Origin of the sequence: Lentzea sp. NPDC092896, from assembly GCF_044754905.1 — a bacterium.
Lineage (GTDB): Bacteria > Actinomycetota > Actinomycetes > Mycobacteriales > Pseudonocardiaceae > Lentzea.
In genome coordinates, this window is record NZ_JBIVPX010000006.1 from 391,082 (window position 1) to 411,168 (window position 20,087).

A 20,087-nucleotide genomic window follows, 5' to 3' on the forward strand; every position below is an offset into this window, starting at 1 on the left:
GCGAGGTCGCCTGAAGCGGTGACTTCGCTGGTAGAGGCATGTGCGCGCACCTAGCGTGACGGAGTCGTCACGCTGCTGAGGAGTGCTATGCGCGCCGCCCTGCTGGCCCTGTTGCTCGTGGTCTCGGCAACGACCTTCTCCCTGCCCGCGCAGGCGTACCAAACGCACGCGGCCGGGTCTTGGTCCACGAGTTCCGCGTTGCCGGCGGTGAACGCGTCGGCGCGTTCGACGCTGACGTCCGGTGCGGTCGTCACGGCATCGGTGTCCGGGGTGAACCTGCGGCTGACCACGCTGAACTCGCCTCCCGGTGACCGAGGGGCGGTGCCCGGCAACTTCCGGCCGCAGATCCCCGCGAACACGGCGCTGATCGGCCTCACCGCGGCCGCCGCGGGGTGTGCCGCGTTCGTGGACTGCTTCAACCGGGGCACGCTGACGTTCTCGTTCAACCGGCCGGTGCGCAATCCCGTGCTGCACATCGCGGGCAGCGGCGCGACCATCGGCAACACCGGCAGCACGCACGTCGCACACACCCTGACCACGCCGGGAGTGACGCTCGAAGGTCCGCTCGCGGGCGCGACGAACATGACGATCGGGCAGAACGGCACCCGCATCGAGGCGCCGAACCGCAACCTCAACGTGCTGTGCGACTCCAACGGCGCGAGGCTGGCTCCCGCCTCGTGCGGCAGTGTCCGCATGAACGGCACGGTCAGCTCCGTGAGCTTCCAGGTCGACATGCTCACCAACAGCAGCAACGCGACCGACGACTTCTACGTCGCGGGCGTCTCGGTGGACGAGGACTTCGGCGACGCGCCCGCGAGCTACGACACCGGTGCCGCGGCGAGCCACGTCGTCGGTGATCTGGCGTTGGGCTCGGGCGTGTCGGTCGACAACCCCACGACGATCAACCTCGGTACGACCACGCCGAGCCCCAAGGCCGTGGCGGCGGGCGCGGACAACAACCTTCCCAACGGTGACGACCTCGACGACGGCGTGGCGGCGTTCCCGCGGCTGGCCAGGTCGAACGCCGGTGAGGACTACTCGGTGCCCGTGACGTTGTCCGGTGCCTCGCAGGCCGGCCGGGTGTGCGCGTGGATCGACTTCAACGGCAACGGCTCGTTCGACAACAACGAACGCGCGTGCGCGAACTTCGCGGCCGGCGCGGGATCCGCGACGATCACCTGGAAGATTCCGCAGAACGTCAAGTGCGGCAACACCTACGCGCGGTTCCGGGCGAGCTACAACACCGACCAGGCGGCCAACCCGACGGGCCTCGCGGACAGCGGTGAGGTCGAGGACTACCGGCTGCCCGTCGAGTGCCTGGACATCAAGAAGTCCACGCCCAAGACCACCGCCAACCCCGGCGACCAGGTGCCGTACACGGTCACCATCACCAACTCCGGCGCCACGGACGTCACCGGCCTGACCGTGTCCGACGACCTGACGCAGGTGCTGGACGACGCGACGTTCAACAACGACCAGGCCGCGAGCTCGGGCTCGATCTCTTACACCGCACCGAAACTGACGTGGACCGGTGACGTCGCCAAGGGCAAGACGGTGACGCTGACCTACTCCGTCACCGTCAAGAACCCGATCACCGGCGACCACCAGTTGCGCAACGCCGTGGTGAGCAGCGCGGGCAACTGTCCGCCCGGCTCGACCGATCCGGACTGCTCGACCACGGTGAACACGCCGGGCCTGAAGATCGAGAAGTCGGTCGACCGGCAGTCCGCCAACCCCGGCGACACGGTGAAGTACACGGTCAAGGTCACCAACACCGGCAAGACGTCGTTGAACGCGATGTTCGCCGACGACCTGACGAAGGTGCTCGACGACGCGACCTGGGGCTCCGCGACGGCGTCCTCCGGCACGGCCACGTTCGCGTCGCCGAAGCTGACCTGGACGGGTGCGCTGGCCGTCGGCGCGTCGGCGACCGTCACCTACACGGTCGTCGTCACCGGCAAGGGCGACAAGCAGCTGACGAACGTGGTCACCTCGACCACGCCCGGCAACAACTGCGTGCCGAGCTGCACGACCGACACCCCGGTGTCCGGCGTCCGGTTCGAGAAGCAGGCCGACAAGCAGTCGGTGAACCCCGGCGAGACCGTGACGTACACCGTCACCGTCACGAACACGGGCAAGACCCCGTTGCAGGGCGCCACTTTCACCGACGACCTGGCGAAGGTGCTCGACGACGCGGCCTGGGTCTCCGCGACGGCGTCCTCGGGCGTGGCGGAGTTCGTCTCGCCCAAGCTGACCTGGACCGGCAACCTGCCCATCGGCGGGTCCGCGACCGTCACGTACTCGCTGAAGGTCGCCAACCCGGTCAAGGGCGACTTCCAGCTGGACAACGCGATCACGTCCAGCACGCCGGGTGGCAACTGCCCGCCGGGGTCGACCGATCCGAAGTGCGGCACGACCACACCGGTCGCCGGGCTGAAGATCGAGAAGGCCGTCGGTCAGCAGTCCGCGAACCCCGGTGACACCGTCACCTACACGGTCAAGGTCACCAACACCGGCAAGACCTCGCTGAACGCCTCGTTCTCCGACGACCTGGCGAAGGTGCTGGACGACGCCGAGTGGGGCTCTGCCACCGCTTCCGCCGGCACGGCCACGTTCGCGGCTCCGAAGCTGAACTGGAGCGGCACTCTCGCGGTCGGTGGTTCGGCGACGATCACGTACACGGTGAAGGTGACCGGCAAGGGCGATCACCTGCTGGACAACGTGATCACCTCGACCACGCCCGGCAACAACTGCCCGCCGGACTCCACCGACCCGGACTGCCGCACGTCGACGCCGGTCTCCGGGGTGGAGATCAAGAAGGAGGTCGACCGGCAGTCGGCGAACCCCGGTGACACCGTGAAGTACACGGTCACCGTGCGGAACACCGGCAAGACCCCGCTGAACGCCTCGTTCGCCGACGACCTGACGCAGGTCCTCGACGACGCCGCGTGGGGCTCGGTCAGCGCTTCCTCGGGCACGGCGTCCTTCGCGGCCCCGAAGCTGACCTGGAACGGTCCGCTGGCGCCCGGAGAGTCGGCGACGGTCACCTACACCGTGGTCGCGAACGGCAAGGGCGACAAGCAGCTCACGAACGTCGTCACCTCGGAGACGCCGGGCAACAACTGCGTGCCGAACTGCACGACCACCACGCCGGTGTCCGGCGTCGAGCTTGAGAAGTCGGTGGACCGGCAGTCGGCCAAGCCCGGCGACACGGTGAAGTACACGGTGACCGTGCGGAACACCGGCAAGACTCCGTTGCAGGGCGCCACTTTCGTCGACGACCTGACCAAGGTGCTGGACGACGCCGAGTGGGTCTCCGCCGAGGCTTCCACGGGTTCGGCGTCCTTCGCGGCGCCGAAGCTGACCTGGACGGGAGACCTCGCGGTCGGCGGCACGGCCACCGTCACGTACACCGTGAAGGTCGGTGATCCGGCGGACTTCAAGCTGGACAACGTGATCACGTCGACCACACCGGGCGCCAACTGCCCCGGCGGGGACAAGTGCTCGACCAGCACGCCGATCGCCGGTCTGCGGATCGAGAAGTCCGACGACCGCGACCAGGTCGTGCCCGGTGACACCGTGACCTACACGATCAAGGTCACCAACACCGGTCAGACCGTCCAAACAGGAGCGGCGTTCACCGACGACCTGACGAAGGTGCTGGACGACGCGGTCTACAACGACGACGCGAAGGCCACGGTCGGCGCGGTCACGCTGGTGTGGCCGAAGCTGGAGTGGAAGGGCGATTTGCCGATCGGCGGCACCGCCACGATCACCTACACGGTGACGGTGAAGAACCCGAACCCCGGCGACAAGAAACTCAACAACAAGGTCACCTCGGACACGCCCGGCAACAACTGCCCGCCCGGCTCCACGGATCCGTCGTGCAGCACCGAGACGCCCGGCCGTGAGCTGACGATCGAGAAGAAGGCGGACAAGCAGTCCGCGAACCCCGGCGACTCGGTGACCTACACCTTGACGATCACCAACACCGGCCAGGTGCCCCTGGCCGGTGAGAAGGTGACGGACGACCTGTCCGGCGTGCTCGACGACGCGTCGTGGGTGTCCGTGCAGGCCTCCACGGGCAAGGCGGAGTTCGCCGCGCCGACGCTGACGTGGACCGGTGACCTCGCGATCGGCGCTACGGCGACGCTGACGTACGTCGTTCGCGTCAACGACCCGATCAAGGGCGACCACAAGCTGGCGAACGTGGTCAGCAGCGAGGTTCCTGGCAACTGCCCGCCGGGGTCGACGGACCCGAAGTGCTCGACCACGACCCCGTTGCCCGGCATGGAGATCGTGAAGGAGGTCGACCGGAAGTCCGCGAACCCCGGCGACACCGTCACCTACACCGTGACCGTGCGGAACACCGGCCAGACCGAGCTGAACGCGTCGTTCCGCGACGACCTCACCAAGGTCCTCGACGACGCGACCTGGGGCGGCACGAGTGCGGGGACGTTCACGTCACCCGTGCTGACGTGGACGGGTGTGCTGCCTGTGGGCGGATCCGCGACCATCAAGTACACGGTCGTCGTGACCGGCAAGGGTGATCACCAGCTGACGAACGTCGTCACGTCCGACACCCCCGGCAACAACTGCGTGCCGAACTGCACGACCGACACCCCGGTGTCCGGCGTGGAGATCAAGAAGACCGCCGAGCCCGCGTCGACCAAGCCGGGCGACACCGTGAAGTACACGGTGACCGTGCGGAACACCGGCAAGACCGTGCTCGACGCGTCGTTCCGCGACGACCTGACCGGTGTGCTGGACGACGCCACGTGGGTCGGCACGAGCGCCGGTGTGTTCGCCTCGCCCGTGCTGACCTGGTCCGGGCAGTTGGCCGTGGGGGAGACGGCGACCGTCACGTACACGGTCAAGGTGACCGGGGCGGGCGACAAGCGGCTCAAGAACGTCGTCACGTCCGACACCCCGGGCAACAACTGCGTGGACGGCTGCACGACGGACACGCCGGTCGCCGCGCTGAAGCTGGTGAAGAAGTCGGAGCCGGCCACGACGAAGCCCGGCGACGCCGTCAAGTACACGGTGACGATCACCAACACCGGCCAGACCGTCCACAGTGGAATCTCGGTCGCCGATGACCTGACCGGGGTGCTGGACGACGCGACCTGGAACGGTGATCAGGCTGCTTCGGCTGGTGCGGTCGCCTTTGCGGCGCCGAAGCTGACGTGGACCGGTGATCTGGCCGTCGGTGCCTCGGTGACGGTCACGTACTCGGTGAAGGTCACGGGTGCGGGGGACAAGCGGCTCAAGAACGTGGTGTCGTCGGAGACTCCCGGCACCGACTGCTCGGAGGGCTGCACGACCGACACCCCGGTCGCGGGCCTGGAGATCGTGAAGAAGGCCGCGCCGGAGAAGCCGGTGCCGGGCGACGTCGTGACGTACACGGTGACGGTCCGCAACACGGGCCAGACGCCGCAGAACGCCTCGTTCGGCGACGACCTGACGGGCGTGCTTGACGACGCGACCTGGAGCGGTGACGAGCAGGCTTCCGTGGGCGAGGTGGCCTACGCGGCGCCGAAGCTGAGTTGGAGCGGTGCTCTGCCGATCGGGTCGCAGGCCGTCATCACGTACTCGGTGAAGGTGACCGCCGCTGGCGACCACCGCCTGAACAACGTCGTCACCTCGGACAACCCCGGCGGCAACTGCCCGCCGGGATCGACGGACCCGAAGTGCTCGACGTCGACTCCGTTGCCGGGAATGGAGGTCAGCAAGTCGGTCGACGTGCAGTCGGCCAAGCCCGGCGACACCGTCACGTACACGGTCAAGGTCGTGAACACCGGCCAGACCGACCTCGCGGGCGCGTCGTTCGTCGACGACCTGAGCAAGGTGCTGGACGACGCGACCTGGGCCGGTACGAGTGCGGGCACGTTCACGTCGCCGAAGCTGACCTGGACCGGTGACCTGCCGGTCGGCGCGACGGTGACCGTGACCTACTCGGTCAAGGTGACCAACCCGGTGCGGGGCGACTTCAGCCTCGACAACGTCGTGACGACCGAGACGCCGGGTGGCAAGTGCGTCGAGTGCGCGACGACCACGCCGATCGCCGGGCTGAAGCTGGTGAAGACAGCGGAGCCGAAGTCGGCCAAGCCGGGCGACGAGGTCAGGTACACGGTGACGATCACCAACACCGGCAAGACGGTCCACAGTGGAATCACGGTCACCGACGATCTGAGCGGTGTGCTGGACGACGCGACCTGGATCGGCACGAGCGCGGGCACCTTCACGTCGCCGAAGCTGACGTGGACCGGTGATCTGGCGGTCGGTGACTCGGTGACCATCACGTACTCGGTGAAGGTGACCGGCGACGGCGACAAGCGGCTGAAGAACGCGGTGTCGTCGGACGTCCCGGACACGGACTGCTCGGAGGGCTGCACCACGGACACCCCGATCGCCGGCTTCCAGATCGTGAAGAAGGCGGACCGGGCCGAGGCCAAGCCGGGCGAGAAGGTCACCTACACGGTCGTCGTCACGAACACCGGCGCCACGATGCTGCGCGACGCCGCGTTCGTCGACGACATGACCGAGGTGCTCGACGACGCCACGTACAACGGCGACGCCGCGTCGACCTCGGGCCTCGCGACCTACGCGGCACCGAAGCTGACGTGGAAGGGCGATCTGGCGGTCGGTGCGTCCGAGACGGTCAGGTACTCGGTGACCGTCACGAGCAAGGGCGACCTGCGGCTCAAGAACGTCGTCACGTCCGACACCCCCGGCTCGAACTGCCGCGACGGCTGCGCGGTCGAGGTGCTGGTGCCGCGGCTGGAGATCCTGAAGAAGGCCGACCGGACCTCCGCTCAGCCCGGCGATCTGGTCGCCTACACCGTGACGGTCACGAACACCGGCCAGACCACCTTGCCGGCGGCGAGCTTCGTCGACGACCTGAGTGGAGTGCTCGACGACGCGTCCTTCGTGGACACGAACGCCGGTGCGTTCGCCAAGCCGAAGCTGACGTGGACCGGCGAGCTGGCGATCGGGGCCACGAAGACGGTGACGTACCGGGTGCGCGTGAACGACCCGCCGACCGGCGACTTCAACCTGCGCAACGTGGTCACGTCGGACACGCCGTCGAACTGCCCCGGCTCGAACTGCGGTACCGAGACCCCGGTGTCGGGCCTGGAGATCGTGAAGAAGGCGGACCGGGCGGACGCCAAGCCGGGCGACCGGATCACCTACACGGTGACCGTCCGGAACACCGGCCAGACGCCGGTCACCGGCTCCTTCACCGACTCGCTGGCCGACGTGCTGAAGGCCGCGACGTGGGGTGGCACCGACGCGGGCACGTTCGCGTCACCGGTGCTGACCTGGTCCGGCGGACTGGCGGTCGGGGCCTCGGCCACCGTGACGTACTGGGTGACCGCGAGCGGCCCCGGTGAGCTGCGGAACGTGGTGACCTCGGACGTGCCGGGCTCGAACTGCCGGCCCGGCGGCTCCGACCCGAGGTGTTCCGCGACCGTGAAGGTGCGGCAGGACCCGCCGATCGCGTGGACCGGTTTCCCGGCCCTGCCACTGGCGGCGTTCGGCCTGGTCCTGCTGCTCGCGGGTGTGCTGATCAGGCGAAGGGCCTAGGCCGGCTCTTCGATCTTGTAAGGCGGAGTGGAGACGCCACCGACCCGGTAACGGCCCCACGGGTCGGGGTCGGTGAGCGTCCCCTCCGCCTCACCGGTGGGGGTGCGCAGCAGTGCGGTCCGCGCGCCTCCTTCGACGCGGCTGGTGACGTCGTCGTGCTTCTTGATCCGCCCGTACCAGTGGTAGCGGCCGTCGATCGGCTGGAAGTAGCCCCGCAGATCGACCTCGACCGCGACTTCTTCTTCTCCGAAGACGAGGGTGGCGGTGCCGGTGTAGCCCTCTTCGTCGTGCTCGTGCTCGCTCATCAGTCCACCAATCTCAGCGGGGTGAGGGGCTTTGCCGGGTCTGCCTGGACGCCCGCCGACCGCAGCAGCCCGTCGATGGCGTGCCAGATCAGCGTCGTGAGGTACTCGCTGAGGTTCGTGCGGGACATGGTCTGGCGGTCGAGCCACCAGTCGCCCGCGTTCTGCACCATGCCGACGAGCGCGTGCGCCCACGGCTCGGCGCCGCCGGAGTCCATCTCGAAGGAACGCAGGTAGTCGCCGAGGATCCTGGCCAGCGTCGACGCGATGAGGTTCTTGTCCTCGGCGACGACGTCCTTCTCGACCGGGCGGTCCACGAAGGACCCCTTGACGACGAACCGGTAGAGGTTCGGGTTCTCCTCGATGACCGACAGGTAGGCGTCGACGATCCCGAGGATGCGGCCGCGGATCGGGCCGTCGGCGATCAGTGCGGGGCCCATCCGGTCCATCAGCAGTTCGGTGGCCTTCTGACCCACTGCCAGGTACAGGTCGGACTTGTCGGTGAAGTGCCGGTACAGCACGGGCTTGCTGACGCCCGCCTCCGCGGCCACGTCCTCCATGCCGACGTCGGGACCCTTCTTGGCCACGGCGGCGATCGTGGCCTCCACGAACTCCGCCCTGCGCTGCTCGCGATGACCCTTCCACCGCTCACGTCGCGCGTCCGGCCCCTTGACAGTGCGTGCCATGTGACGCACGCTACCAGAAGTAACCGTTACCTCAAGTAACACCTACCGGGGAGGGCAACCGATGAGGGTCGCCGATCGGGAGAAGACAGCGGAACGGCTGCTCAAGTCGTCCGCCGAGAAGTTCTACGACCCCGAGGTGGACATCGACTGGTCCGCACCTCTGGTCGACGGTCTCTTCTACATCCCTGAGCAGCGCATTTCGCTCTACGGAACCCCGCTGTACGACACGCTGAGCCAGGAGCAGCGCATCGAGCTGTCGAAGCACGAGCTGGCGTCGATCGCGTCCGTCGGCCTGTGGTTCGAGCTGCTGCTCATGCAGATGCTGGTCAAGATGGTCTACAACACCGACCCGACCACGCGGCACGCCCAGTACGCGCTGACCGAGGTCGCCGACGAATGCCGTCACTCGACGATGTTCGCGCGCCTGGTCGAGCGGATCGGCTGCCCGGCCTACGGGCCCACCAAGCACACGCACCGCATGGGCAAGCTGCTGCCGATCATCGGCTACGGCCCCGCGATGTACGGCTCGATCCTGGTCGCGGAGGAGATCCTCGACCGGTTGCAGCGCGAGGCGATGACCGACGACACCATCCAGCCGCTCGTGCGCATGGTGAACCGGATCCACGTGCTGGAAGAGGCGCGGCACGTGCGGTTTGCGCGCGAGGAGCTGCAGCGCGGCATGTCGGAGCTCAAGGGCTACGAGCTGCCGTACCAGAAGTGGCTGGTCGGGTACGTGTCGATGATGATCACGCGCGCGATCATCAACCCCGCCGCGTACGCCGCCGTCGGGCTGGACGTCCGCGAGGCCCACCGGGTCGCGCTGGGCAACGAGCGCTTCCAGGAGACCATCCGCTGGTCCGGCGAGCGGATCATGACGTTCCTCGACGAGGCCGGACTCGTGGGAAGGCCGGGGATGCGCTCATGGCGTCGCTCGTTCTTGATCGGCTGAACGTCGTCACGTCGGGGACTTCGCCCTCCGACGTGACCGCCGTGCTGCTGCACGGCTGGACCATGGACCTGACCACCTGGGACCGCGTCGCCGCCGCACTGCCAGGCCGGGTGGTGCGCTACGACGTGCGCGGGCACGGGAGGTCCGCCGGAACGGGCACCGGGACCATCTCGGAGCTCGCCGACGACCTGGCCGCCGTGCTGGAGAAGCACGTGCCGACCGGGCGGATCGTGCTCGCCGGCCACTCGCTGGGCGGCATGACGATCATGGCGCTGGCCGAGCAACGGCCAGAGCTGTTCGCGCGCGTGTCGGGGGTGGCGTTGATCGCCACGTCGTGCGGGGATCTTCCCGGGCAGAGCGGCATCGAACGACTTGCTGGGAAGTGGCTGGTCAAGCGGCCCAAGGTCGGGTTCGGGCGGGTGATCACGCCGGGGTTGCGGGTGACGTTCGGGCGGCGTCCGCGCTGGGCCGACGTCCGGGCCGCGGCGGCGATGGCGGGCAACACCACCGGCGAGGCGTTCGTCGGGATCCGGGGCGAGCTCACCCGGCACCAGCGGCGGGAAGCGCTTGCCGTGCTGGCGGACATCCCCGCGGTCGTGATGGCCGGGTCCTGGGACGTGCTCACGCCGATGCGGCACTCGCGGGTGCTGGCCGAGGCGTTGCCGAGCGCGCAGTTCGTGATCTATCCGAAGACCGGGCACATGTTGCCGTTGGAACGGTCGGAGGACGTGGCGAGACGGATAGCCGCGCTGATGTAGAAAAAGGGCCCGCACTCGCGGGCCCTTTTTCATGTCGTCAGTGCTGGAGCGGGAAACCGCCGCCGATGCCGCGCCACGCCAGGTTCGAGATCAGCGCGACCGCGTCTTCCTTCGGCACCCGGCGGTTGTCCGCGAGCCACGAGCGAGCGGTGACCTGGGACAGGCCCACCAGCCCGACGGCCAGCAGGCGGGCGCGTTCGGCGTCCAGGCCCGCGTCCGCGGTGATGGTGTCGGTGATGGCGTCCACCGAGTCGGTGGTGGCGCGCTCGACGGCCGACTGCACGGACGGCTCGGAGCGCAGGTCCGACTCGAACACCATCCGGAACGCCTGGCCCTCGCCGTCCACGAAGTCGTAGAAGGCGGCCACGGCGGCGCGCACGCGGAGCTTGTTGTCCGTGGTGGAGCCGATGGCGGTGCGGACACGGCCGACCAGCTCGTCCACATGGGACTCGAGGAGCGCCATGTAGAGCTCCAGCTTGCCGGGGAAGTGTTGGTACAGCACCGGCTTGGACACGCCCGCGCGCTCGGCGATCTCGTCCATCGCCGCGGCGTGGTAGCCGTTGGCGACGAACACGTCCTGCGCCGCTGCCAGCAGTTGCGCGCGGCGGGCGGTGCGCGGCAGTCGAACGCCCCTGCCTGCGGGTGCGCTCTGCGCCGTCTCCGTCATGGTGCCTCCAGCACGAGTGATCCGGCCGTCGGAGAGGGGTTGCCAGACCGAGGCTGAGCGCAACCTTACTCGCTGGTAGCCCACATCCGGGAACCATCTGAGCGTTCTTTCCCGCATCCTGGTCCGGTGAGCGCCATCATTCCCGCCCCGTTGTCCACGGTCGCGCTGCCGCCGCTGGACAAGACCCAGACGCCGTGGCCCGGCGAGTTTCACCAGGTAGACGACCACGAAGTGCACGTGCGAGTCACTCCTGGCGACGGGCCGCCGGCCGTGTACGTGCACGGACTTGGCGGGTCCGCGACGAACTGGACAGATCTCGCGGCGCAGCTGAAGGACCACGTGAGCGGCTACTCGATCGACCTGCCCGGGTTCGGGCGGTCGGAGCCGATTCCCGGGTACGACTTCAGCCTCGCGACGCACGCCCGCACGGTGATCAAGTACCTGGAAACGCTCTCACAGCCCGTGCACCTGCTCGGCAACTCCATGGGTGGCGCGATCTCGGTCATCACCGCCGCCAGCAGGCCGGATCTCGTGAAGACGCTCACCCTGGTCTCGCCGGCCGTGCCCGACCTCAGGCCGCGCCTCGACCGCATGTCCGATCCGCGGATGGCGCTCGCCGTCCTGCCGATCGTCGGGTCGAAGGTGCGCCGCGAACTCGCGAAGCTGACCGCGCACCAGCGCACGAAGCAGATGCTCGAACTGTGCTTCGCCGACCCGAGCGTGGTGCCCGACCACCGCATCGAGGAGTCGATCGCGGAGAACGAGGAGCGCGCCCGGCAGAAGTGGGCGGGGCAGGCGCTCAACCGCAGCACGTTCGGACTGATGCAGAGCTGGCTCACGCCCGGTCCGAGGTCGCTGTGGCGGCTGCTGCCGTTGGTCAAGGCGCCGACGCTGGTGCTCTGGGGCGAGAACGACCGGCTCGTCAGCGTGCGGAAGGGGCCGCGAACGGCGCGGTCGCTGCCCAAGGGGCGACTGCTGGTGCTTCCCAAGACCGGCCATGTCGCCCAGATGGAGCGGCCCGCCACCGTGGCGAGGGCTGTGCTGGGCATGTGGGAGGCGGTCGACCGACACTCATGGTGATGAACGACGGCCATACGGGGGATGTGGGACCCTGGAACACGTGAATCGCGCCCCCGAGCGAGGACGTACTGCTCCGCCCGCTGACCGCTACCGCCGTGGCGAGCGCCGGACCAGCGCGGAACCGCTCGCGGCCGCCTGGGAACCGGAGGGCACGCAGGCCCTGCGGAGGCCCCCCAGACGCCGCGGCGTGAAGAAGCTCGTCGCCAACTACGGGTGGCGGATCTACGCGATCCCGGTGCTTCTCGTGCTGACCGCGCTGGTGGTGCTCGACACGGTCCAGCCGAAGGCGCCGGGGGCCGCTGACGGCGGCAGCACGAACGCCGCCGAGACCCCGGCCAGCACGCCTGAGGTGCCCGCCACCGAGTTGCCGGCCAAGAAGCCCGACCTGAAGATCCCGACCGCCGAGTTGCCGGCCGGTCCTGACTTCTCGCAGGACGGCGTCGGCACGTTCAAGGTGATCGCCGGCAGCGGTCCGCGCGTCGGCGAGGCGAACGCGCCGAAGTTCCGCAAGTACGCGATCGCCGTCGAGGACGGCGTGAAGCCCGCCGACTTCAACGACGACCCGGCCGCGTTCGCCCGCACGATCGACGGAATCCTGTCCGATCCGCGCAGCTGGGTCGGCACCAAGCAGGTCGCGTTGCAGCGGGTCGAGGCGAACCAGAACCCGGACTTCTTCGTGGCGCTGACCACGACGAAGACGACGCACACGCTCTGCGGCAAGGAGATCCCGTTCGAGACCTCCTGCTGGAACCCGGGAACCAAGCGCGTGATCATCAACGTCGCCCGCTGGGTGCGCGGCGCCATGGTCTACGGCCCTGACCTGGCCGGATACCGCACCTACGTGATCAATCACGAGGTCGGTCACGCCCTGGGCAACGGCCACGCGGCCTGCGGGGAGAACGGCGCGCCCGCCCCCGTGATGATGCAGCAGACCTTCGGAGTCTCGAACGACTTCGTGTCACAGCTCAACGCGGGTCAGGACGTTGTTCCCGCTGATGGCAAGGTCTGCACGCCGAACGCGTTTCCCGCAGGCTGAGACAGCTTTCCAACGGGGAAGAGTCGAGGCAGGGTAGACGTTGTCTCGGACACGGAGACATTCGTCGAGGAGGACCAGCATGGCGCTTCCGCCGCTCGTTGAGCCAGCCGCGGAGCTGACCAAGGAAGAAGTCGCGCGCTACAGCCGGCACCTGATCATCCCGGACGTCGGGGTGGACGGGCAGAAGCGGCTGAAGAACGCGAAGGTGCTCGTCGTCGGCGCGGGCGGCCTGGGCAGCCCGGCACTGCTGTACCTGGCCGCGGCCGGGGTCGGCACGCTCGGCGTCGTCGACTTCGACGTCGTGGACGAGTCGAACCTGCAACGCCAGGTGATTCACGGCCAGTCCGATGTCGGCCGCCCCAAGGCGGAGTCGGCACGCGACTCGGTCGCCGAGATCAACCCGTTCGTCAAGGTGATCCTGCACCAGACGCACCTCAACTCCGAGAACGCGCTGGAGATCTTCCGCGACTACGACCTGATCCTCGACGGCACCGACAACTTCGCCACCAGGTACCTGGTGAACGACGCCGCGGTGCTGCTGGGCAAGCCGTACGTGTGGGGTTCGATCTTCCGGTTCGAGGGCCAGGTCAGCGTCTTCTGGGAGGACGCCCCGGACGGCCAGGGCCTCAACTACCGCGACCTCTACCCGGAGCCGCCGCCCCCCGGCATGGTCCCGTCGTGCGCCGAGGGCGGCGTGCTGGGCGTGCTGTGCGCGTCGATCGGCTCGATCATGGTGACCGAGGCGATCAAGCTGCTCACGGGCATCGGCGACCCGCTGCTGGGCCGCCTGATGGTCTACGACGCGCTGGAGATGAGCTACCGGACCATCAAGATCCGCAAGGACCCGGAGTCGCCGAAGATCACCGAGCTGATCGACTACGAGGCGTTCTGCGGTGTCGTGTCCACGGACGCGCAGCAGGCGGCCGCGGGCAACACGATCACGCCTCTGGAGCTCAAGCACAAGCAGGAGTCCGGCGAGGACTTCCTGCTGGTGGACGTGCGTGAGCCGCACGAGTTCGAGATCGTGCGGATCCCCGGTTCGGTGCTGATCCCGAAGGACAAGATCCTGTCCGGGGAGGCGTTCTCCGAGCTGCCGCAGGACAAGCCGCTGGTGCTGCACTGCAAGTCCGGTGCTCGTTCGGCGGAGGCGCTCGCGGCGCTGCACAAGGCGGGCTTCAAGGACGCCGTGCACGTCGGTGGCGGTGTGCTGGCCTGGGCTCGCGAGGTCGACCCCAGCCTGCCAACGTACTAACGGCTATGGGCTGTTCGGGTGGTGGCGCGACATCACGGCGTGTCGGGGTCCACCACCCGGACGGTCTATGCAGGTAGCGTGCCCGACCGTGACCCGGTCCCCCGAACCGCCCCCAGCGCACGTGCGTGCGGCGTTCGGGGCACGTGACGCCGAGCCAGAGCTCATCGACGGCGGCCCCGCCTGGCGCTGCGGCGACGCCACGATCAGGCCCGCGCCCAGGCCCGCCGAGGCCACCTGGATCGCCAAGACCCTCGACGGTCTGGACGTCCACCACCTGCGCATCGGCAGACCCCTGCGTTCCACGGACGGCAGGTACGTCGTCGGTGGCTGGTCCGCCACCAAGTTCCTGGCCGGCCGGGCAGAGGCGCGTCACGACGAGGTCATCGCCGTCGCCCAGCGCCTGCACCAGGCCACGGCCGAACTGCCCAAGCCCCGCTTCCTCGACGCGCGCACCGACGTGTTCGCCGTCGCCGACCGCAAGGCGTGGGGCGAGGAGGACGTGCCGCTCGACGCCGACCTCGGCGGCAGGCTGTTCGACCTGCTCAAGGACGCGCAGAAGCCCCTCAACCTCAAATCGCAGGTCGTGCACGGCGACCTGTTCGGCAACGTGCTGTTCGCGGGCAACGCGCCGCCGGCCGTCATCGACTTCACCGCCTACTGGCGTCCTGCCGAGTGGGCCGCCGCCGTGATCGCGGTGGACGCCGTCGCCTGGGGTGGCGCGGACTCCGGCCTGTTCCACCGGTGGAGTCACCAGGCCGAGTGGGAACAGGCGCTCGTGCGCGCGATGCTGTTCCGGCTGGCCGTGCACGCGCTGCACCCGTTGTCAACGCCACAGTCGTTTGCGGGCTTGGAACGAGCTGCTCACCAGGTGACGGCACTGCTCTGAGCGGGCCATTTTCCACCGACGAAACATTGGGGAGCATCGGGTTAACGCGGGCTTCTTAGCGTCAGCGGCGTGACCCATTGCCCCTACTGCGCGCTGCAGTGCTCCATGAGCGTCATCGACGGCCAGGTGGCACCTGGTCCCGGTGGGCTGTGCCAGAAGGGCTGGACGGCGGGGGAACTGCTGCGCCATCCCGGCCGGCTCACCACGCCTCTTCTGCACGGTCAGCCGGTGTCCTGGGACGAGGCGCTGGACTTCGTCGCGGCGCGGATCTCCGGCTACGAACCCGACGAGGTCGCCGTGTTCGGTGGCGGCGGGCTGACGAACGAGAAGGCGTACGCGCTCGGGAAGTTCGCGCGCGTCGCGTTGAAGACCTCGCAGATCGACTACAACGGCCGGTTCTGCATGTCGTCGGCCGCCGCCGCGGGCAACAGGGCGTTCGGGCTGGACCGAGGCCTGCCGTTCCCCATGACCGACCTGCGCGGCGCGGACACGGTGTTGCTGGCGGGCTCGAACCCGGCCGAGACCATGCCGCCGTTCCTGCGACACCTGGAGGGCGCGCGGCTGATCGTCATCGACCCGCGCCGCACACCGACCGCGGAGCGCGCGACGTTGCACCTGCAGCCCGCGCCGGGCACGGACTTGGCGCTGGCACTGGGATTGCTGCACACGGCGGTCATCGAGGGCGTGATTGACAAGGAGTACATCACCTCCAGGACCTCGGGTTTCGACGAAGCCTGGCGGGTGGCGGCGGGGTGGTGGCCCGAGCGCGTCGAACGCGTGACGGGTGTTTCGGCCGCTGACCAACGCGCCGCCGTGCACATGCTGGCAGGGCGGTCGTACGTGCTGACCGGGCGCGGCACCGAGCAGCACGCGTCCGGCACCGACACCGTCTCGGCGTGGATCAACCTGGCGCTGGCGCTGGGACTTCCCGGCCGCGCCGGCTCCGGGTACGGCTGCCTGACCGGGCAGGGCAACGGCCAGGGCGGGCGCGAGCACGGGCAGAAGGCCGACCAGCTGCCCGGCTACCGCAAGATCGACGATCCCGTTGCACGGCAGCACATCATGGACGTCTGGGACGTGTCGTGGCTGCCCGGTCCCGGGCGCAGCGCGTACGAACTGCTGGTGGCGGACGACATCAGGGCGATGCTGGTGTTCGGCAGCAACCCGGTGGTGTCGGCACCGCGCGCGTCCGGTGTCGTCGATCGCTTCAAGGCTCTGGACCTGTTGGTGGTGGCGGACTTCGTGATGTCGGAGACCGCCGCGATGGCGGACGTCGTGTTCCCGGTGACGCAGTGGGCAGAGGAAGACGGCACGATGACCAACCTCGAAGGCCGGATCATCAGGCGCCGCAAGGCACTCGACCCACCTCCCGGCGTCCGCAGCGACCTGGAGCTGTTGCACGGACTGGCTTCGCGGCTCGGCGTCGGGTCGAAGTTCCCCGTCGCGCCCGTCGAGGTCTTCGAAGAACTGCGACGGGCGTCCGCCGGCGGTCTGTCCGACTACTCCGGCATCACCTACGAGCGGCTGGAGTCCGAGCAGCTGCACTGGCCGGTGCCGTCGGCGGATCATCCTGGTACGCCAAGGCTCTTCCTCGACGAGTTCGCGCATCCCGACGGGCTGGCGCGGTTCATCCCCGTCGACCACCGCGGCCCCGCAGAGCCGCCGGACGCGGAGTTCCCGTTGCAGGCCACCACCGGACGGGTGTTGCAGCACTACCAGTCGGGAGCGCAGACGCGGCTGATCGGCGAGCTGCTCGCGGCCGTTCCCGAGATGTACGTGGAAGTGCATCCCGACACGGCGTCGCGGGCGGGGCTTGCCGCTGGCGAGTCCGCGCACGTCGTGTCCCGGCGGGGAACGGTGACGGCGGTCGTCCGGTGCGTGCCGAGCATGCGTGCCGACGCGGTGTTCCTGCCGTTCCACTTTCCCGGTGACGGCCGGGCGAACCTGCTCACCAACCCCGCGCTCGATCCCACGAGCCGGATGCCCGAGTTCAAGGTCTGCGCTGTGCGATTGGAGCCGGCATGAGGCGAGTGGTGATCGTCGGGTACGGCATGGCAGGGGCGCGGCTGGCGGACGAGTTGCGCCGGCGGGACTCCGAGATCTCCATCACGGTCGTGGGTGCGGAACCGCACGCCGCGTACAACCGGGTGCTGCTGTCGACCGTCGTGGCGGGCTCGATGACGCCGCAGTCGACGCGGCTGCACGACGACAGGTGGGCCGCGGAGCACGACATCGACCTGCGGCTGGGGACCCAGGTCCGCGAGATCGACCGCGTCGGCCGGACGGTCGACGGAATTCCTTACGACTCACTGGTCATCGCCACCGGCAGCGTGCCCTGGGTGCCGCCCGCCGAGGGTTTGGTGGAGGACGGCAAGCTCGCTCCCGGTGTCGTCGCCTTCCGCACCCTCGACGACTGCGCCGAGATCGAGGCCAAGGCCCACAAGGGCGCTCCCGTCGCGGTGCTCGGCGGCGGCCTGCTCGGCATCGAGGCCGCGCGTGGCCTGGCCGGACGTGGTTGCCTGGTCACCGTCGTGCATCCCGTCGGCCATCTGATGGAACGCCAGCTCGACCCCGGTGCCGGCAGCGTTCTCGCCCGCACGCTCGGCAAGCTCGGCATCGAGTTCCGGCTGAACGCGATGGCCGCCAAGTACCTTCCCGGCGACGGCCTGATCCTCGACGACGGCACCCACGTTCCCGCCGAACTCGTCGTGGTGTCGGCGGGAGTGCGCGCCGAGACGTCGTTGGCGGTGAAGGCGGGACTGACCGTCGATCGCGGCATCGTCGTGGACGACGCGTTGCGCACCAGTGACCCGCGGATCCACGCGATCGGGGACTGCGCCCAGCACCCCGGCACGGTGTCGGGGCTGGTGCAGCCCGCGTGGGACCAGGCTGCCGTGCTGGCGGACCGGCTGACCGGCGCGAACCCGGCCGCTCGTTACCGGGGGACTTCCGTTGTCACGCGGTTGAAAGCGCGCGACGTCGACCTGGCAGCATTGGGCGAAGTACACACCGACATCGATTGCCCGGACTCCGAAGTACTGTGCTTCCAGGAACCCTCGCGCGGCCGGTACGCGAAGCTCGTGCTGCGCGACGACCGGGTGGCGGGCGCGATCGTGCTCGGCGCACCGGACGCGGCCGCCACGATCACCCAGCTCTACGACCGCGGCATCCCCGCGCCGACCGACCGTCTGGCGTTGTTGCTGGGCAGGGCGCTGCCCGCCGAGGCCGCGTCACCCGCCGATCTGCCGTCCAGCGCGGTGATCTGCCGGTGCAACACCGTCTCCAAAGGACAGATCGTGTCGGCCTGGCGGGCAGGCGCGGAGTCGTTGCCGCAGCTCGCGGAGGCCACTCGCGCGACGACCGGCTGCGGTGGGTGCAAGGACGCGGTGTGCGGGTTGATCGACTGGCTCGGGGCCTCACAGCCCGCCCCGGCGTGATGTGCGGTGGAGTTGCCGCCGCCGTCATCGGCCAGAACCCCCTGGTAATGAGCGGTTCCTAGGTTTCCCGGCAACGCCGACCCCGCGGAGGACTTCAATGAGCTGGATCGACCACTGGGAGCCGGAGAAGCCCGAGTTCTGGGAGAGCAAGGGGAAGCGGATCGCCCGCAAGAACCTCGCGTTCTCCATTCTCGCGGAGAACCTCGGTTTCAGCGTCTGGGTGCTGATGAGCATCGTCGTCGTGAGCCTCGGCTCCGTCGGCTTCACCTTCAGCGTCGGCCAGCAGTTCTGGCTGCTGATCGTGCCGAACCTGGTCGGTGCCGCGCTGCGGGTGCCGTACACGTTCGCGGTGCCGCGCTTCGGCGGCCGGGTGTGGACGACCATCAGCGCCGGGTTGCTGCTGATCCCGTGCGCGATGCTCGCCTACGCGGTGTCGACGCCGGGCACGCCCTACTGGTTCTTCCTTCTCACCTCGGCCGCGATGGGGCTCGGTGGCGGCAACTTCTCGTCGTCGATGGCGAACATCTCGTTCTTCTACCCCGAAGGCAAGAAGGGCCTGGCGCTCGGCCTGAACGCGGCCGGCGGCAACCTCGGTGTCGCGATCACGCAGCTCATCGTGCCGATCGTGATCACCATCGGGACCGGGATCCACCTCGCCTACGCGGCGCTGATCTGGATGCCGTTCATCGTGCTGGCCACGGCGTGCGCGTGGTTCTTCATGGACAGCCTCACCCAGGCCAAGCCGGACGGGCAGTCGTACAAACTCGCCCTGTCGAACCCGCACACCTGGGTGATGTCGTTCCTCTACATCGGCACCTTCGGGTCCTTCATCGGGTTCTCGTTCGCGTTCCCGTCGCTGATCAAGATCAGTTTCGTGGACTACAAGGGCTGGGTGGCGCTCGCGTTCCTCGGCGCGTTGATCGGCTCGGTGGCCCGGCCGCTCGGCGGCTGGCTCGCGGACCGGATCGGCGGCGCGAAGGTGACGCTCGGGACGTTCGTCGGGCTCGGGGTGGGCACGGTCGGTGTGATCCTCAGCGTCGACCTGCGGAACTTCGCGCTGTTCTTCGGTTCGTTCATCGCGCTGTTCGTGCTGGCCGGGGTGGGCAACGGCTCGACCTACCGGATGATCCCGGCGATCTTCCGCACCCAGTCGGACTGCGACAAGTCGGCCAAGCGGCAGGCCGCCGCCGTCGTCGGCATCGCGGGGGCGATCGGCGCGGCCGGTGGGGTGCTGGTGAACCTCGTCTTCAAGTTCTCGCTCGAGGGGGCTTCGAAGAGCCTGACGCCCGCGCTGACCGCTTTCCTGGTCTTCTACGGGCTCTGCGTCGGCACCACGTGGTGGTTCTACCTGCGGCGCAACGTGTTCGCGGCACGTCCTTCGCTCGCCTACGCCGGCGTGTGACGCACAACGCTCTGAACTGCGAAGAGAGTTTCCTTTAACACCCGC

At 68.8% G+C, this 20,087-nt stretch carries 13 protein-coding genes; 10 read left to right on the plus strand and 3 right to left on the minus strand.

What is annotated here, in order from left to right:
• Positions 1-87: 87 nt before the first annotated feature.
• Positions 88-7,587 carry a GEVED domain-containing protein gene (locus ACIQF0_RS29790; protein ID WP_401034670.1) on the plus strand — a complete coding sequence of 2,500 codons (7,500 nt, stop codon included), beginning with the start codon at positions 88-90 and terminating at the stop codon, positions 7,585-7,587.
• Here ACIQF0_RS29790 and ACIQF0_RS29795 read toward each other — a convergent pair.
• Both ACIQF0_RS29795 and ACIQF0_RS29800 read right to left on the minus strand, forming a co-directional pair.
• Positions 7,584-7,892, minus strand: coding sequence for a DUF4873 domain-containing protein (locus tag ACIQF0_RS29795; protein ID WP_360037555.1), 309 nt, complete (start codon positions 7,890-7,892; stop codon positions 7,584-7,586). The genes ACIQF0_RS29790 and ACIQF0_RS29795 overlap by 4 nt on opposite strands.
• Entirely contained in the window at positions 7,892-8,575 is a 684-nt protein-coding gene (locus tag ACIQF0_RS29800) for a TetR/AcrR family transcriptional regulator (protein WP_360037552.1), read from the minus strand. Before ACIQF0_RS29800 ends, ACIQF0_RS29795 begins: the two co-directional genes overlap by 1 nt.
• Before the next feature lie 61 nt (positions 8,576-8,636).
• Here ACIQF0_RS29800 and ACIQF0_RS29805 point away from each other — a divergent pair, with 61 nt between their 5' ends.
• Together ACIQF0_RS29805 and ACIQF0_RS29810 are read left to right on the plus strand one after the other, a co-directional pair.
• Complete coding sequence (locus ACIQF0_RS29805) at positions 8,637-9,524, plus strand: diiron oxygenase (protein WP_360037549.1); 888 nt, start codon at positions 8,637-8,639, stop codon at positions 9,522-9,524.
• The gene (locus tag ACIQF0_RS29810) at positions 9,497-10,282 is read left to right on the plus strand and encodes an alpha/beta fold hydrolase (RefSeq protein ID WP_401034675.1); all 786 of its coding nucleotides are present in this window, start codon (positions 9,497-9,499) and stop codon (positions 10,280-10,282) included. Before ACIQF0_RS29805 ends, ACIQF0_RS29810 begins: the two co-directional genes overlap by 28 nt.
• A 37-nt stretch (positions 10,283-10,319) precedes the next feature.
• On the opposite strand, the gene ACIQF0_RS29815 is transcribed toward ACIQF0_RS29810, so the two are convergent.
• Positions 10,320-10,949 (minus strand): TetR/AcrR family transcriptional regulator, encoded by a 630-nt coding sequence (locus tag ACIQF0_RS29815; RefSeq protein ID WP_330270896.1) that lies wholly within the window; start codon positions 10,947-10,949, stop codon positions 10,320-10,322.
• Positions 10,950-11,075: 126 nt separating this feature from the next.
• Here ACIQF0_RS29815 and ACIQF0_RS29820 point away from each other — a divergent pair, with 126 nt between their 5' ends.
• From ACIQF0_RS29820 to ACIQF0_RS29850, 7 genes are all read left to right on the plus strand, one after another.
• Positions 11,076-12,029 (plus strand): alpha/beta fold hydrolase, encoded by a 954-nt coding sequence (locus tag ACIQF0_RS29820; protein WP_360037543.1) that lies wholly within the window; start codon positions 11,076-11,078, stop codon positions 12,027-12,029.
• A 40-nt stretch (positions 12,030-12,069) separates the two neighbouring features.
• On the plus strand, positions 12,070-13,065 hold the full coding sequence (locus tag ACIQF0_RS29825; protein WP_360037540.1) for a DUF3152 domain-containing protein: 996 nt from the start codon (positions 12,070-12,072) through the stop codon (positions 13,063-13,065).
• 79 nt (positions 13,066-13,144) lie between these two features.
• Entirely contained in the window at positions 13,145-14,317 is a 1,173-nt protein-coding gene (gene moeZ, locus ACIQF0_RS29830; RefSeq protein WP_093602300.1) for an adenylyltransferase/sulfurtransferase MoeZ, read from the plus strand.
• Between the two features lie 88 nt (positions 14,318-14,405).
• Complete coding sequence (locus tag ACIQF0_RS29835; protein WP_360037537.1) at positions 14,406-15,203, plus strand: TIGR02569 family protein; 798 nt, start codon at positions 14,406-14,408, stop codon at positions 15,201-15,203.
• A 105-nt stretch (positions 15,204-15,308) separates the two neighbouring features.
• Positions 15,309-17,228, plus strand: a complete 1,920-nt coding sequence (locus tag ACIQF0_RS29840) for a molybdopterin oxidoreductase family protein (protein ID WP_401034919.1) — start codon at positions 15,309-15,311, stop codon at positions 17,226-17,228.
• Entirely contained in the window at positions 17,225-18,640 is a 1,416-nt protein-coding gene (locus ACIQF0_RS29845; protein ID WP_401034680.1) for an FAD-dependent oxidoreductase, read from the plus strand. Before ACIQF0_RS29840 ends, ACIQF0_RS29845 begins: the two co-directional genes overlap by 4 nt.
• Before the next feature lie 97 nt (positions 18,641-18,737).
• The gene (locus ACIQF0_RS29850; RefSeq protein WP_401034683.1) at positions 18,738-20,042 is read left to right on the plus strand and encodes an MFS transporter; all 1,305 of its coding nucleotides are present in this window, start codon (positions 18,738-18,740) and stop codon (positions 20,040-20,042) included.
• The last annotated feature ends 45 nt before the right edge of the window (positions 20,043-20,087 follow it).

Bases quoted from the DNA above. Each gene is read 5' to 3' on its own strand.
- ACIQF0_RS29790 (WP_401034670.1), top strand. From the start codon at position 88: ATGCGCGCCGCCCTGCTGGCCCTGTTGCTCGTGGTCTCGGCAACGACC.
- ACIQF0_RS29795 (WP_360037555.1), bottom strand. From the start codon at position 7,892: ATGAGCGAGCACGAGCACGACGAAGAGGGCTACACCGGCACCGCCACC.
- ACIQF0_RS29800 (WP_360037552.1), bottom strand. From the start codon at position 8,575: ATGGCACGCACTGTCAAGGGGCCGGACGCGCGACGTGAGCGGTGGAAG.
- ACIQF0_RS29805 (WP_360037549.1), top strand. From the start codon at position 8,637: ATGAGGGTCGCCGATCGGGAGAAGACAGCGGAACGGCTGCTCAAGTCG.
- ACIQF0_RS29810 (WP_401034675.1), top strand. From the start codon at position 9,497: ATGGCGTCGCTCGTTCTTGATCGGCTGAACGTCGTCACGTCGGGGACT.
- ACIQF0_RS29815 (WP_330270896.1), bottom strand. From the start codon at position 10,949: ATGACGGAGACGGCGCAGAGCGCACCCGCAGGCAGGGGCGTTCGACTG.
- moeZ (WP_093602300.1), top strand. From the start codon at position 13,145: ATGGCGCTTCCGCCGCTCGTTGAGCCAGCCGCGGAGCTGACCAAGGAA.
- ACIQF0_RS29840 (WP_401034919.1), top strand. From the start codon at position 15,309: ATGAGCGTCATCGACGGCCAGGTGGCACCTGGTCCCGGTGGGCTGTGC.
- ACIQF0_RS29845 (WP_401034680.1), top strand. From the start codon at position 17,225: ATGAGGCGAGTGGTGATCGTCGGGTACGGCATGGCAGGGGCGCGGCTG.
- ACIQF0_RS29850 (WP_401034683.1), top strand. From the start codon at position 18,738: ATGAGCTGGATCGACCACTGGGAGCCGGAGAAGCCCGAGTTCTGGGAG.